Genomic DNA, 15,429 nt, shown 5'->3' with positions numbered 1-15,429 from the left:
CCGACTAGGTTATAGAAAAAATCGCACCCAGTCAGCACGGCTTTTTCTATTTATTTAATAGTTCCTAGCAATGAATGGTTTTGGTCAATCATCCCAAACATCTTTTTCTAGTTGAGCCATTAACTCTGGAAACTCATTAGGTTTAAATTTGGGCACTCGCCCCATAATTAATTGGCGGTTATAATCTTTGGCGAGTTTAATCACAATACCAGACAGCAACATTATCGCCATCAAGTTAACGATAGACATCATCCCCATAGAAACACTCGCCAGAGCCCATATCGTTGGTAATGCTTCGACCGACCCATACATCACCATGCACAAGACCAATACACGCAAAACCATACTGCTTGTTTTATGATTATGCTCTAGAAAAGTCAGATTCGTTTCTGCATAGGAATAGTTTGCAATAATGGAAGTAAAAGCAAAAAGAAAAATGGCAATGGCAATGAATGAACTTCCCCACTCGCCTACCTGAGAACTCAACGCCCTTTGAGTCAGTTCAATACCAGTAACGGATCCGTGAAATTCGTATTCACCAGACACAAGAATAATTGCTACAGTAGCCGTACATATCACTATCGTATCGAGAAATACACCAAGCATCTGTACATAGCCTTGGGATGCGGGATGCGGAGGATAGGGCGTTGCCGTCGCAGCGGCATTAGGTGCAGACCCCATACCAGCTTCATTTGAGAACAAACCTCTCTCAACTCCATTAATGACAGCTTGAGAAATCGAATACCCAACCCCACCAGCCACGGCTTCCTGAACCCCAAAAGCACTCTTAACAATGAGAAACAGCGCCCCTGGCACCTTATCTACGTTTAAGACAACCACGACGGCCGCCAACGCTAAATAAGCAAGTGCCATCAAGGGCACAACGATTTCTGCAGTACGCGCAACCTTGCGAATACCACCAAAAATAACGAATGCCGATAGGATCACAACGAAAGCACCGACGGACAGTGAATCCCAGCCAAAGGCGGTTTCCATTGCACTCGCGATAGCGTTGGCTTGAACAGCATTGAATACCAAACCAAAGGTAATGATTAAAAACACAGAGAAAAGCGCGCCTAACCAGCGCATCCCTAGTCCTTTCTCCATATAGTAAGCTGGACCACCACGAAAATTACCGTCGTCGTCTCGGGTTTTATAAAGCTGTGCCAAGGTACTTTCCGCAAAAGAGGTCGCCATACCTAGCATACCAATCAACCACATCCAGAATATGGCTCCCGGTCCACCAGCCGTCAACGCAATCGCCACACCTGCCATATTACCGGTTCCGACTCGAGCGGCTAAGCTAGTACACAAAGCTTGAAATGAAGAAATACCTGAACCTTCAACGGTTCGGCTATTTCTAAGCACTTTAAATGTATGGGTGAAATGCCGAAACTGAATAAAACCTAATTTAACAGTAAAGAAAAATCCAACACCGACAAGTATATAGACAAGTATCGACCCCCATAAAAGATCGTTAAGTAAACGAATAGTTTCTGCCACAAGGTCCTCTCCGTGGATGATGGCGAATAGAATATTTTACCTACAACATTTTGGTTGAACTCATTCAGAAGTCAACTTACAAAACCAGAACTCGGGAAGAAGGCGCTAACTGATTAATTTTTAAACAGTTCAGTCGTATAAAACTGTGAATTAAGGTAGATTTCCTAATAAAAGCTTCATCAAAGGGTAACAAATGAGAAACACATCATAGTTATCCTTACCACACTTATGGTACTTAAAAGACTCCGCTAGGAGTACATTAAATAAGAGAGGTCAACATGGAAGGCTTTCTACTAGATGACATTATGGAATCGGACTCTAACCCCACTCGTTCTGGTCGTGCCAAGCCAGCGAAACGCCGATGGCGTGAAATAGAAGCAATTAAAGATCGTCAACGCCTACAAAGAGAGTTGATGGAATTAGACGTCTGTAATAGCTATGGTTTAAAAGAGAACGATCAGTATTAGATACCAATTAAAATACAGAAACAGGCACTTAAGTGACTGTTTCTAAATCTAAAATTGGCAATGAGCTTTTAAACTAAACCATCATTCTTACTCAGCTTTCACTTGCCTGACACGTTCAGCAAGCTGCTTATATTGGTCAGCAATAGTATTACCAAAGACAGGATCATCATCGCTATAATCCCAGCGACTTTCCACTTCCTGCCAATCTTCTGTCGTAAAGGTACTTTTTATCAGCGGTAGTATCTCTTTCTCTTCAATATCTAAATGACGCTTCTGGTTTTGTATAAAGCTTTCTAACTGATCCAGAAAGACATCCTGAGGTACCACAGCATCTTGAAGAATCATATCCACAATTATTATAAAATCTTGAGTTTTCTCAGACAGCTTTTGGTGCTCAAGTTCCAAATTTTTAATTCCAGAATTTACTGGATACTTTTCAATATAATAACGATAAAGTATATCTTCTTTTGGATGGTGTACAGTTTCAGAATGGTTAGATAGGTAATCAACAATTTCTTTTATCAAACTGTAATTAATTGGTTTCTCATCCTTAAGGGCATTCCATTTGCTCCTAAGAATAGCTAACAAGCGTACCATATACCCGTGTTCGCGGTGGATCTGCTCCATCATCATTGCTTGCTTCCCCTTTTTAATTAACCTGAACTCAGGTTAGTTATATCCATACCCTTAATAAGTGTATATAAAGAATGGGAAGCGTGCTTTGATAGCGGTCGAAATTCAACCAATTAATTACTGGCTACCAATATGGATATCAATCAAAGTTAGGTTGCCAGTCAATCGGTATTCGACCCGTATCAACCAGAATTTTATTGGTTAAAGAGAAGTGCTTACACCCAAAAAAACCACGATGAGCCGATAATGGTGAGGGATGCGGAGCAATCAAAACATGGTGCTTATTACGGTCAATAACTTTACCTTTTCTCTGTGCGTGAGCCCCCCACAATAAGAAAACGACGCCTTGGCACTCCGTATCAATCACGGAAATTATCCTATCTGTAAACACCTCCCAACCCGCTTTGGAGTGAGTATGCGCTTTACCTTGCTCCACAGTCAGCACAGTATTAAGCAACAAGACACCTTGTTTCGCCCAACTTTGGAGGAAGCCATGTTTGGGTATTTCAAAGCTAGCAATATCTTGCGCCAATTCTTTATAGATATTGACGAGCGACGGAGGTGTCTTAACATCAGGTAAAACAGAGAAGCAAAGACCATGAGCTTGATTCGGGCCGTGGTAAGGATCTTGCCCTATAATCACGACTTTTACATCGCTAATTTCAGTCAGAACAAAGGCATTAAAAACATCCGCATCTGACGGATAAATAACCTTGCCAGCCTCTCGTTCCGACTGTATAAATGCTAAAGTTTGTTTGAAATAGTCTTTCTTTTTTTCTTGTTCAATCACATCGTTCCAAGTCAATCTATCACTCATGCTTGCACTCCTTTAAAACAAGAGATGAATAATATACAACTAAAAGAGAAACAGAAAGCGGGGTTCTTTGAATCGATGACCCCTACTTAGGTGGATACAACTAAATTCGAGTGTGATCAAGCGTGTCTTTGAGGGGTTCTAAAATGGCCTCTACCTTGTACATGACGGTATGGCACTGGGGTTCTAGGTCGACTGTGTAACAAAGATGAAAAACGCATATTGGCATCCTCTTGTGGCTAGGTTTGTGTAGCAAACGATCTAAATTTCGTTTACTTAATCTAGCTATGAAAGAAGGATGCCAACTTTTTATTTTATCGTTAACGCGTCATTCAACGCCTCAATTTAACTTACTTTTGCATCTCTAAATGGCGGAGAGCTTGAATTTCATCTCCCCATATTTCAGGTTCAATTGTTTCTAAAATCAAAGGTATAGAATCAAACCGGCTATCTTGAGCTATATATTCAAAACAATCCCAGCCAATTTTTCCTTTACCTAAAGAATGATGGCGATCGACATGACTATCAAAATCTACTTTTGAATCATTTAGATGCATCGCTCTTAAATAGTGCATACCAACAACATTATCAAACTCAGCAAACGTTTTTTCACATGCTTCTTTCGTACGCAGATCATACCCAGCAGTAAAAGTGTGACAGGTATCAAGGCAAACCCCTACCCGTTCTTTATCCTCTACTTGCGCAATTATTTCAGCAAGATGTTCAAATCGCCAACCTAGGTTCGTTCCCTGTCCTGCTGTATTCTCAATAACAGCCACAACATCTGGCACCGCTTGGTGGGCAAGGTTAATCGACTCTGCAATTGCCGCTAAGCACGCCTGTTCTGAGATTTGTTTCAAATGGCTACCAGGATGAAAATTAAGCAAATGTAAACCAAGTTGCTGGCACCTTTCCATCTCATCGATAAATGCGGCGCGCGACTTTTCTAACTTCTCTGGATCTGGTGCGCCAAGATTAATCAGATAGGAATCGTGAGGAAGTATTTTTTCCGGTCCAAAACCTAATTCAAGACAGTTCTTTTTGAACTGATTAATACTCTCTTCTGTTAGGGGTTTAGCTACCCATTGCCTTTGATTTTTAGTAAACAGGGCAAACGCATTTGCACCAATCTCTTTCGCTCTAATTGGTGCATTCTCTACTCCACCCGCAGCAGATACATGCGCACCAATAAATTTTTTACTCGCCATTAGAACTCTTTCTTTCATTTGTTAGTTTTTAACGACGTTATAGTAATAAGGGGAACAATACAAACACTCAGATTGTTAATTTAGTTAAGCAATACAGTTAGCGGTATGATATAGAAATGTAGTCAATTTACTACAATACGTAAGTGACAAAATTATCATATAGAACAGCATTTTACGGGAAAACACTGAAACTAAAGGGTTCTTGACCTACATCAATAAAATTAGCACAAAAAAAACAAGGTTTTTAGTTGTATTTTGACCTAAATCAATATTATTATGGCTGCAACAAGTTATCGAAATATGCTAATTAATTTAATCACGTAAGTGAACTAGGAGAAGTTTATGATCCAAGGTATTCAAATCACTAAAGCAGCAAACGATGAGCTACTAAACTCTATCTGGCTACTAGACTCAGAAAAAAACGAAGCTCGTTGCATAGCAGCTGTTTCTGGCTTTGAAGCTGATCAAGTTGTTCCAGCCTCTGCTTTGGGTCAATTCGAGAGCCGTGAAGTTGCAGTAGAGACAGCACCACTTGTTGAAGGTGGCCAACACCTTAACGTTAATGTTCTTAAGCGTGAAACGCTAGAAGATGCTATCAAGAATCCTGAAAAATACCCTCAGCTAACGATTCGTGTATCTGGTTACGCAGTACGCTTTAACTCGCTGACGCCAGAGCAGCAAGCAGACGTTGTTGCGCGTACTTTTACAGAAACTATGTAAACATCGTCGTTATAGACCGATAACGAAGCCGCAGGATAATCAAATATATCCTGTGGTTTTTTTTGAATTAACTAATTATCCTTACTTACATTGTATCTCACGCTTTTCCCCTTAATTGAGAATTTAAGAAAGTAACCTTTCAACCGAACGCTCCCTCATTTATCACCTCATCGTAAAATGACCAGTTTATCTATTTGACAATATTGCCGTAGGCAACGGTTGGTGACATTCAATGGATGAATAGACTGACTGTTGACAAAAGTTGATACTCTTCGCGCCTACGTAATTTGGTTCAACCTGTATTAGGGTTATAAATTGCAGATTTTTTGATTCTTGCTAGGTTGGTCAGCCTTCTGCCTTGTCACCGCAAGATAAAATCGATAGGCTCCCACTAAGTTATTAGCCTAATACCAAACACGGAGCTCTATGTCATCCGCATTACACTATCAATTAGGCCTCTCTCCGGAAATTATTTTCACTCCAGAACAACATCTTCTGGTTGTCGGTGGAGAAATTTGTCATCTCGAACCTCTACAGTCACGTATGCTCACCTTTTTTATTCAACATCAAGGTGAAGTTCTAAATACCAAAGATATTGCCTCTCAAGTCTGGGAGCGTAGCCAAGTGTCCGATAATTTGGTCAGGCAAGTTATCAGTATATTAAGATCGCAATTGCAAGACAAAAGCAGACCTTATTCCATTATTAAAACCATTCCTAAGCAAGGGTACCTGTTTGATATAGACGTTATTGTCTTACCATCAATATCTAAACCGGAACAAGTTAACCTCTCTGATAATGAGGCGACTAACCCTGAACTGGAAACCAACAAGAAGAAAGAAAAAACACCTTATCGTCATAAAATGGCGGCAGTATTGATGCTTTTCCTAGCCATTACACTTGCTAGTTTGGCTCTATATTGGCAAGATCTTCAGCCCGATGTCAATCAACCTTCAGTCATGGGTAATCAAATTATTCCTGTTGTATTTCATGATATTGTCTTGGATAAAAACCAGGATTTCACTGTCGCACGAAGTGTGTATGAATACATTTTCTTTGGCTTGAACTCATCGAAAAATATCGTCGGATATCGTTATTCTCAATTAACACCAGAAGCCATTGAACAGATTAAATCTGAAGGCATTGAACTGAAAAGTTGGATTAAACAGACAGATTCTGGTTATGTAATAAAGATGTCGTTGGAAAATCATAGAAATCCAGAATCTAGTTTGCAACTCGAACAACGTTTTACCATCGACAATTTTTTCTCACCTATTGGTGATCTTATTTTAGATGTTAAAACGCGTGTCGTGCCGGTTGAATCTAGCTATAACGTTGCCAGCCATAGAATTACGTCCATTCAAAATTATGACGACTGGCGGATCATCGCCAAAGGTATTTCTTTGTTCTATCAAGGAAAAGGTTTTCAAGAATTGGATGGCATTGAGAAAGAGCTTGTTGAGCTACGAGAACAAGGCAGAGATTACTATTTACTCGACTCTCTCGGTTCGTATATATCGTCTATGCGATATTTAAATCAAGGCCAACTAGAAGACAAACATCGCGCTTTGACTCAGGCAAATCAGGCGTTTGAAAAGAACCCTCGTTGTAACATCGCCAATACGACATTAGGGTTAGCTCTGCTTCTAAACGATCGAAGTGAACAAGCCTATCCTTACCTATTTTATGCATCTGAAAACTCCCCTAGCCCACTGAGTTATTACCTTTTAAGTATTGCAGATCAACAATCCAATAACCCGAGAGGGGCGGAATATAACTATCAGCGATTTTCTGCATTAAACAAGAGTGATACAGGTCAACTATTTGGTCTTAATGAGTATTTACAAAAACCAAACCTTTTTGATAAAACTAAATCTGAACATTAAACTTCATGGCTCACCGATCTAGGTAGTAGAGGCTCCCCCCTTTACTACTGAACTAACCGAATAGCCGTTCATCGTTATATCAATTATTTGATTTTTGTTTGCTTTACTCTCTGATTGTCTTGCATCAGCTCTAACACTTTCCTCATACCCCACAATCTCGTCATCGAATCATTCATATTCATTATTAAAGCAACATAAGCATCGAGGAATTTATATGAACACGTTGGTTTACGTATTTATGACCATGGTTGTCTGGTGGCTAATACGCTCGCCAGAAAAAGAGGGCCGATCTATCCGCTGGTTTGTTATTTCATTATTGACACTAGTACTTTATATCGTCGCATACATTTGGAAACACCCATATTTATATGGGCCACTATAAGGAGAGCGCTAAGATGATTAATATCAATGAAAAGAATTTCTACAACATCATTGCCATTGCAACCCTTATATTAGGCTTTGGTGTCTTCGTTGCAACGTTCTACGAACAACTGTGGCTAGGGGATATGCCGTGTGCCAGTTGTCTAATTACTCGGCAGTTAATCTTGTTGGTTATGATGGCTGCCTGCTTTGTATTGAGGTATGGTCCACGATCACAGTTTGTTGGTTTCATTCTGATTATTGCTGCCATAGATATCTACATGAGTATGCGCCATTCAACCTTCCATTGGTTTGAATTCGAAGGCACAGAAGGTCGTTTCATGGGGGTTCACATGTATCTTTGGGGCTACTTCTTACAAACTGGTGTTGTCGCCATGGTTGGTCTTCTCATGTGCGTGATGCCAAAAGTCTTTGATTTTTGCAAAACCATACCAGCGAATGGCCGAGTTTTAAATAATCTACAAAAGTTCACATTTTGGGCGGTATTGTTCCTTATCATAGGGAACTTGGTACTCTCATTTGCCTTAGTCGGCCCTCCACCTCTAAAAGCACCTTATCCCGCGGTATACTGGAGTTGGATTGAGAACGGCTGGAACTGGTAATATTACCATATAATAATGCCTTAGCGAAAAGGCGCTACATTAGCGCCTTTTTTTATCTCTTTTTTATGCTCTAATTTAACGATATATTACTGTCTACAATTGTTTCCCAACCCAATGCTCTGTAGGCTATAGCACCCTATCTATCTCAGAAGCGAATCAACACATGAGAGCGCCTACCCGAGTAAGCATTCTAATTATGCTAAGCATACTATTCTTAGCGCTCAATCTAAGAGGTCCATTTACAAGTCTGGCCCCGGTGCTTGCACAGATAATGCATGATCTTGACCTAGCCTCATCCGCTGCTGGCTTCCTAACCGCATTACCTTTGCTCACTTTCGCTCTGTTTTCCCCTATGGTTACCCATTTGTCTCGCAAACTGGGCTTAGAACCGAGCTTGTTGCTAGCGCTATTGCTCATCTCATTTGGTATTGGTTTACGGTCATGGGGATTCATTTCAACATTGTACTTGGGCACCATTCTCATCGGTATTGGTATTGCCATAGGGAATGTACTTTTGCCTGTGGTCGTAAAAATCAACTATCCGACACGCATCGCGGTCGTCACCTCTATTTATATATTCACGATGGGAATTGGCTCAACACTAAGCTCTAGCCTAATGGTACCTCTGTCTGAGCTTACTTTTTTTGGGTCAACTGGATGGCAGTTAGCTCTCTTTATGAACGTATTATTTCCTATCCTCGCTCTCACCATCTGGTGTCCAAAAATCAGAAAAAAAACGTCGGAAGTAAAAAACCAACATACTGTCGAGAATTCGACCTCAATACGCAGTTTGCTAAAAAGCAGTGTCGCATGGCAAGTTACACTGGCCTTAGGGTTAAACTCATTCACTTTTTACTCTTTAGCAGGGTGGCTGCCAAAAATATTAAGCGACCTTGGTTACAGTGAGATTGATGCCGGCTATATCTACGGCTTCTTGCAGTTCTCGACGATGGTCCCTGGGTTACTGCTACTGCCAATGTTGGGCAGAAAGAACAACCAGCGATGGCTTATTACTGGTTGTGCTTTTAGTGTCTTTATCGCTTTAATTGGCTTACTTTACCTTCCCGATTTGGCCATATTTTGGGTTGGATTGTTTGGCCTTACAAATTGCTCTACGTTTATCATTGCTTTGTCATTTATTGGCTTGCGAACCGAAAATGCCAGCCAAGCCGCAGCGCTCTCTGGTATGTCCCAAGGCATTGGCTATGCTCTAGCAGCAACTGGCCCAACGATTGTTGGCCGGATCCATGCTCAAAGCGATTCATGGACCATTCCTTTACTGCTTATCGCTGCTGTAGCATTAATTTGTACCTGCTTTGCCGCCCTAGCCGCAAGAGATAAAAAGGTAATGTGTTAAGTGTATTGAAAACAAAATAGTGGGTATGGTTTCCAACTTTACCCTTCATTTGTCGACTGATGTAGATTATGTGGCATATATAGATAGTTGATTATTAATACTAAAAAGAGAGTTTCTATGCCTAAGTATCAATTTTTTATTGTGCCTAACCGCCAGAATTCAACATTCACTTACTTAGATATGAATTCTGAAACATTTTTAGTCGAAAAAGAGCTGTTACTCAATGCTGAATTTGAAGTAGATGGCGAACCAATCCTAGCCGACAATGCAGAAGAGGCAGTAAAAGACTACCGTTTTGGCTTTGCTGGAGTAGTTGAAGAGTATAGTAAATCATCTCCCATGTACGTCGTAGCCCAACTCGCGATAGAAGGGTATAAAGCCTTGTTTGGGAAAGATAAGAAGAACTGATTTTTACAGCTGGTAAATAGTAAGCGATGGGTGTTCCTAACAAACTTAACGCTAAGTTAAAGAGATAACCCTATCGACCGAACTAATCGTTTCTTTGCTGTGCGAAATTAAAATTCGTGTTATTTCTAATTCATTAATATTTCTATTTATTTCCTGCTCATTCCCATGATCCAAATGGCTAGTCGACTCGTCTAAGCACAATATTCGGGGTTCTTTATACAAAGCTCTAGCAAGAAATAGCCGTTGTAATTGCCCCCCAGAAAAGCGGCTGTCCATGTCACCAACCAACGAATAGAACTGCATCGGTAGTGCCTCAATATCCTGCTTGATACACGCTATCTCACAACATCGCTCTAGTTTACTTTCATCGTAGTTTGAGTCAAAAAGTGTGATATTTTCCGCTAATGTACCGGAAAGAAGACTGTCATTTTGCATTACGGCACCAAAACAACGCCTATAATCGTTTATTGATAATTTGTTTACATTAATCCCATCGAGAAATACCATTCCGGAAGTTGGTTTCAGCAATCCTAAAATTATTTTAAACAAGGTTGTTTTACCACAACCAGAAACACCCGTGATCGCGACCGACTCCCCTGCCGCAACCTCAAAAGAAATATCCTCAAGGATCCATTTTGCATTATCTGCATAACGAAAATAGATTTTCTCTAGTCTAAGATGCCCTCTGACTACACGAGAAAGTACCGCACTATTACTCACTTGCTGCTCTTTCTCTTGCAATGCGATATCCGAAATACGCTCTAAATGTAAGCTAAGCAACTTAAAAGCAAACAAGTTATCAACAAAACTGGTTACGCTACCAATAAACTGACCTTTATAGGCGATAAAGGCCAACAACATACCAACCGTAAGGCTTCCTTCCATCACTGCTAATGCGCCAAGGTAAACAACTAAAATAGACTCCAAACCAAACAACAAACTATTGATGGTATCTTCAGCAATGCTTAACTTTCCAAGTCTAATATTGGTATTGATCACCTCGGCAAAACGATTTAACCATCTGTTTTGACGGCTGCTTTCATGGGAAAAAAGCTTGATGGTCTGAATCGCCCTTATCGATTCCAAAAAAGTAGAATCTTCTTTTGCTTCAGCAACAATCGATTCTTCGGTAATTCGTCTGTTGGGATAATAAAAAAGCAACTGAATAATAAATGAGGAAAAAACCGCACCGAGAACCAGCGTAGCTAAAACAGGGTGATAAAGATACATTACAACAAGAACGACAACGGCCATTAATCCATCAATCAAAGCTTCCACTAAGCCTGTTGTCAGCATTTCTCTGATAGATCCTAATGAGCCAAATCGGGATACAATATCCCCTATGTGTCTTTTCTCAAAAAAAGACATCGGCAATCTTAATAGATGATGAAACAAATTCGCACCCATTTGAATATTCAAAGCACTACTGAAACGCAACACCAACCAGCTTCTAAACACCCCAACCCCAATTTTTAAGACCATCAACAGTGCGAAACCAAAAGCCAATACAATCAATAGTGGCTTATCTTTACTTAATAGAACATTGTCGATTACCCATTGCATGTAATAAGGCGAAAGTAGTGCTATGCCCTGCAAGATAATAGAAAGAGAAAATAGCGCTAACAAAGAGCGCTTTAGGCCAGAGACCTTATGCCAAAGTTGTTGGATTTTCATCACTACTCGAAGATCTTGTTTTTTAAACTCAGCGGTAGGGCAAAGCTCTAAAGCCACACCAGTGTAGGATGTACTGAGTTGTTTTAGATTTATTTTTCGTTTACCAAACGCAGGATCATTGATAAAAATAGCTTTTTTCGTTACCCCGGTAAGAACAACAAAGTGGTCCATATTCCAATGTAAAATACAGGGAAGCTTAAGCTGACCAACCTCATGTAACGAGCATTGAACTGCTCTGCACGAAAAATTCAAATCACTTGCAACATCCATAAGCTGATTGAAGTTCATACCTTGTGTGTCGAGATTCAAGTGTTGCCTTAACGGAGATAAATTGATCCGCCGACCAAAATATGAGGCAATCATTGCAATACAAGCTAAGCCACATTCCGCGACTTCCGATTGTAAAACTAAAGGTACTTTTCTCTTACCAGAATAGGCAAGCAATTCAGATGCATTCGTTAACGCCTCTTGTATTGATGGTTTCGGGCTATGCTCGCTCATCCCAACTTACCTTTCACTGCGTAAATAGGATCAAGCAACCACTCTAATAAGCTACGTCTTTCTAAAACAATATCGGCATCGGCAATCATGCCGACCTTAAGCGGAAATACTTTCCCATAGGCTCGGATAGACTGCTGAGTAAGCGATGCTCGCACGCGATACATCGCTTGATTGACCAATATTGGAAGTGCTTTCTCGCTAGGAAGAATAAGGGATTTATCTATGCTTGATATTTTACCAACCACTAAACCAAATTTTTGGTAGGGAAATGCATCGAAGCGAATATTGACAGTATCTCCTATCTGAACAAACCCAGCAGAGCGTGTCGGTAATAGCAATTCTATTTCTAATGGTGAATCAATGGGGATAATACTAAGCAATGGTGTGTTGGTATCCACACGCATACCTAATGTAGGCTGGATAGTGGTTACAATGCCACTTTCGGGGGCTTTTTCGACAAATTCATACTGGTTTTGCATTTCAGTAAGCTGCGCTGTGAGTTCTGAGATATGCCGTGTAATGGCCGATTGTTTTACTATTTTTTGCTCTGGAAAAACAAGGCGTTCGGACTCTAGTTTCGAGATCTGAATTTGAATAGTAACCAACTCTTTTTCTAATCGATCGTTCGATTCGAGTTCATCTAAATATTCGCCTTGCAATAAGTCAAACTGATTAGATGAAAGAAACCCTTTATCAAACAAACGCTTGTTATTGGTTATCTGTTGTTTTTTAAGTGCCAGCTTTTTAGATCTTGTCTTTTGAGCGTTCTTAATCACCTTTAAGCTTTGATACAGTTGGGCAAGTTGGCTTTTAGTGCTAGCTAACTCTTTTTCATACATCAATGTGGTTGCGTCATACTCTCGATTAAGAGCATTAATTTGGACCGTTAGTTCTTTGGCCAGCGCAACGGATAATTCAACCCCAGAAGATAAGCTTTGGCTATTTTTGATTTTTGCTAAGTTATTTCCCTGAATAACTTCATCACCCTCTTTAACGTATAAGTGCTCTATAACTCCTGTACGATTCGAGTAAACCTTCACAACACCTTTATCAGGAATCAGATAACCTTTCACCGTCTCCTTTCTAGAATAGTAAGCTTGGGTTAAGTATAAAGAGAGCAATAAAAACAGAACAAATATAGCAAAGCACGTTAGATAAATAGAGACAGGTTGAATGATTATAACGTCACCCAGTAATCGTTGTTTCTTAGCTTCTATTACTTCTTTTCTGAACACATTTACATCCTTTATTTGCATTGTATCTATTATTTCCACACACCCTTTTTCATACTAGATAGATCTGTTGCATTTTGGTTTAAAACCAACTAATACACGCAACTTAAGATTCAGGATTTAATAATAACCAGTGTCGAACCTTCATTCTTAAAGTGGACTATTTTTGAGTTATACATATGAAAATTGAACTCTTCACCCACACTTTCAGTGCTACTTACGTGAAAACCGACGCGTTAATTGTTGACTCATAAATTCAAAGTACAACCTTTTATAAACCAACGAACGATTGAATTCTAATTAATAATCCCCTATCAACCTTGAACATAAAATGTAACCTAACCACATAATAATCACTAAATTAATATCATCAAAACTCGAGGTAGAGTCAAAAAAAATAAGGTCACACATACTGTTTACAGTAAATTAGTAGCTTTCATCTACATTAAACTTAAATTGGCAAAATATTATATATAATTAATTCAGGTTTTAATTTAAAGTGTCACTTGTTAGTTGAAATATTACAAATAATTTTTAACAGAGACATGAAAATATGAAAGAACATATTTTAACACAAAATGAAACACTAACTAGATTCGCATTCCTTTTTGACGACCTACTAGATTTGGGCAGAGAGAAGGATATAACTTACATTATCAATAATTACAATTCAAAAGATAATGGATATGAATGCAACAAAAACATAAGAATCAACAATATTTTTTTTATTTGGATTGGATGTCTAAAATCCAAATCACTAGAATATATTGATGTATGGAAAAAATATGCATCTAGATTTGAAATATCAATATATATAGACATGAATTTTTTGTTATTCGAACATTTAACAGATACTTTTAAAAAAATATACAATATAAAAAAAGATAGTGACATTGATTTTATCATTGAATGTCAAAACTATTTCAATAAAAAATTGAGTTACAAAATGAAATCAGGGTTAAGTTTCGACGAGTCTTTAATATCGATATCTGAATCTTTATCTGAAAATTTATCACAAAAGCTAACAGACACACTTCGCCTTTATAGGTTAAAAATAAAATTTCTAAAAAAACACTATTGTATATTTGACATTTCTAATTGTGAAAATATTTTTTTGATGACTATTTAAAAAAAATGTACATTCAAGAGCTTCTCCTTAGAGGAAACCCAGCAGCAGCATCAGATATACTCAGGCTTTCTATTTTATACAATAAAGGTGGTATTTACATTGATGTTGATACTTTACCTCCTATGCAATGCATTTATGGGCCGATAAGTGAAGAAATCAACCCAAACATTATTAACGTCATTCGTTCTGAATATTTTCTTAGAAACTGGAGAGATCACCATGGTTTAGGGAAAGAAAGAAATATTGACCTATCACAACTTGAAAATTATTTAAGCATTGCATCTAATAAAACATTACAAGATATAAAAAACAAATCTAAAGAAATACAAAGTGTTGATTTTTCAATGAAAAATACATATGTAATCAAAGATTTGATATCGATAGCTGGTCTAGAGAGGTCATATGAATACAATAATAATGTTTTAATTTCCGCCAAAGGTTCCAGATTAGTTAGAATAATACTGAGAGAAATTAAACATCGTTATAGGTTCGTTCAAAAAAACAAATATGACTTAGGCATTAAAAATAAAGAATCGTCATATCATAGTCTACATAGATTATCGAATTATAGATATGATACGTTTGATGACAAAGATAATGTAACTCTTTTCTTAACAGGCCCCTCTGTCATACTTGAAGTATTACTTAGTGTTACATATGCATTACTTAATATAGATCGCTATACCAGTGCACGTGCTTTATCATACGTATTAAGACTGAATTGTGTGTCTATAACTTTTTCCGAACATACTAATTACACCCCAGAACATATTAAATCTTCATGGATGTGAGAAATTAAAATTATGCATTGTATGTGGATTAAGAATATTTAATTTCACGACCAGTCATAATAACGTACTTAGTGTCATTTATACTTTGCTATTTGTGGGCTTTATTTTCATTTTAATGGCCCTTT

General features: G+C 38.6%; 14 protein-coding genes. 8 read left to right on the top strand and 6 right to left on the bottom strand.

What is annotated here, in order from left to right; all coding sequences use genetic code 11:
* Positions 1 to 84: 84 nt before the first annotated feature.
* Complete coding sequence (locus tag AACW90_RS18895; protein WP_390237589.1) at positions 85 to 1,503, bottom strand: alanine/glycine:cation symporter family protein; 1,419 nt, start codon at positions 1,501 to 1,503, stop codon at positions 85 to 87.
* Between the two features lie 278 nt (positions 1,504 to 1,781).
* Here AACW90_RS18895 and AACW90_RS18890 point away from each other — a divergent pair, with 278 nt between their 5' ends.
* On the top strand, positions 1,782 to 1,970 hold the full coding sequence (locus tag AACW90_RS18890; RefSeq protein WP_195702219.1) for a DUF3545 family protein: 189 nt from the start codon (positions 1,782 to 1,784) through the stop codon (positions 1,968 to 1,970).
* Positions 1,971 to 2,057: 87 nt separating this feature from the next.
* Here the strand turns inward: AACW90_RS18890 and AACW90_RS18885 are convergent, their stop codons facing one another.
* From AACW90_RS18885 to nfo, 3 genes are all read right to left on the bottom strand, one after another.
* Positions 2,058 to 2,603, bottom strand: a complete 546-nt coding sequence (locus AACW90_RS18885) for a hemerythrin domain-containing protein (protein ID WP_390237586.1) — start codon at positions 2,601 to 2,603, stop codon at positions 2,058 to 2,060.
* A 139-nt stretch (positions 2,604 to 2,742) separates the two neighbouring features.
* A complete protein-coding gene (ung, locus tag AACW90_RS18880; RefSeq protein WP_390237583.1) occupies positions 2,743 to 3,420 on the bottom strand; it encodes a uracil-DNA glycosylase in 678 nt (225 codons plus the stop codon).
* A gap of 347 nt (positions 3,421 to 3,767) precedes the next feature.
* Positions 3,768 to 4,625: a deoxyribonuclease IV gene (gene nfo, locus AACW90_RS18875; RefSeq protein WP_390237580.1), complete on the bottom strand. Its 858-nt coding sequence runs from the start codon at positions 4,623 to 4,625 to the stop codon at positions 3,768 to 3,770.
* A gap of 342 nt (positions 4,626 to 4,967) precedes the next feature.
* Here nfo and grcA point away from each other — a divergent pair, with 342 nt between their 5' ends.
* The 5 genes from grcA to AACW90_RS18850 all read left to right on the top strand — a co-directional run bounded on the left by grcA (position 4,968) and on the right by AACW90_RS18850 (position 9,977).
* Positions 4,968 to 5,345 (top strand): autonomous glycyl radical cofactor GrcA, encoded by a 378-nt coding sequence (gene grcA, locus AACW90_RS18870; protein ID WP_390237576.1) that lies wholly within the window; start codon positions 4,968 to 4,970, stop codon positions 5,343 to 5,345.
* 426 nt (positions 5,346 to 5,771) lie between these two features.
* Entirely contained in the window at positions 5,772 to 7,229 is a 1,458-nt protein-coding gene (locus AACW90_RS18865) for a winged helix-turn-helix domain-containing protein (protein WP_390237574.1), read from the top strand.
* A gap of 395 nt (positions 7,230 to 7,624) precedes the next feature.
* On the top strand, positions 7,625 to 8,212 hold the full coding sequence (locus tag AACW90_RS18860) for a disulfide bond formation protein B (RefSeq protein ID WP_347997314.1): 588 nt from the start codon (positions 7,625 to 7,627) through the stop codon (positions 8,210 to 8,212).
* Between the two features lie 163 nt (positions 8,213 to 8,375).
* Complete coding sequence (locus AACW90_RS18855) at positions 8,376 to 9,569, top strand: MFS transporter (protein ID WP_390237570.1); 1,194 nt, start codon at positions 8,376 to 8,378, stop codon at positions 9,567 to 9,569.
* A gap of 117 nt (positions 9,570 to 9,686) precedes the next feature.
* Complete coding sequence (locus tag AACW90_RS18850) at positions 9,687 to 9,977, top strand: hypothetical protein (RefSeq protein ID WP_390237567.1); 291 nt, start codon at positions 9,687 to 9,689, stop codon at positions 9,975 to 9,977.
* A gap of 51 nt (positions 9,978 to 10,028) precedes the next feature.
* On the opposite strand, the gene AACW90_RS18845 is transcribed toward AACW90_RS18850, so the two are convergent.
* A complete protein-coding gene (locus AACW90_RS18845; protein WP_390237564.1) occupies positions 10,029 to 12,152 on the bottom strand; it encodes a peptidase domain-containing ABC transporter in 2,124 nt (707 codons plus the stop codon).
* Positions 12,149 to 13,387 carry an HlyD family secretion protein gene (locus AACW90_RS18840; protein ID WP_390237560.1) on the bottom strand — a complete coding sequence of 413 codons (1,239 nt, stop codon included), beginning with the start codon at positions 13,385 to 13,387 and terminating at the stop codon, positions 12,149 to 12,151. Before AACW90_RS18840 ends, AACW90_RS18845 begins: the two co-directional genes overlap by 4 nt.
* Positions 13,388 to 13,937: 550 nt before the next feature.
* On the opposite strand from AACW90_RS18840, the gene AACW90_RS18835 reads away from it, so the two are divergent.
* Positions 13,938 to 14,513: a TcdA/TcdB catalytic glycosyltransferase domain-containing protein gene (locus tag AACW90_RS18835; RefSeq protein WP_390237557.1), complete on the top strand. Its 576-nt coding sequence runs from the start codon at positions 13,938 to 13,940 to the stop codon at positions 14,511 to 14,513.
* 5 nt (positions 14,514 to 14,518) lie between these two features.
* On the top strand, positions 14,519 to 15,304 hold the full coding sequence (locus AACW90_RS18830; RefSeq protein WP_390237555.1) for a TcdA/TcdB catalytic glycosyltransferase domain-containing protein: 786 nt from the start codon (positions 14,519 to 14,521) through the stop codon (positions 15,302 to 15,304).
* The last annotated feature ends 125 nt before the right edge of the window (positions 15,305 to 15,429 follow it).

The sequence above is a fragment of the Vibrio frigidus genome (assembly GCF_042465995.1).
GTDB lineage: Bacteria > Pseudomonadota > Gammaproteobacteria > Enterobacterales > Vibrionaceae > Vibrio.
This window is presented reverse-complemented; position numbering and strand designations above follow the sequence as displayed.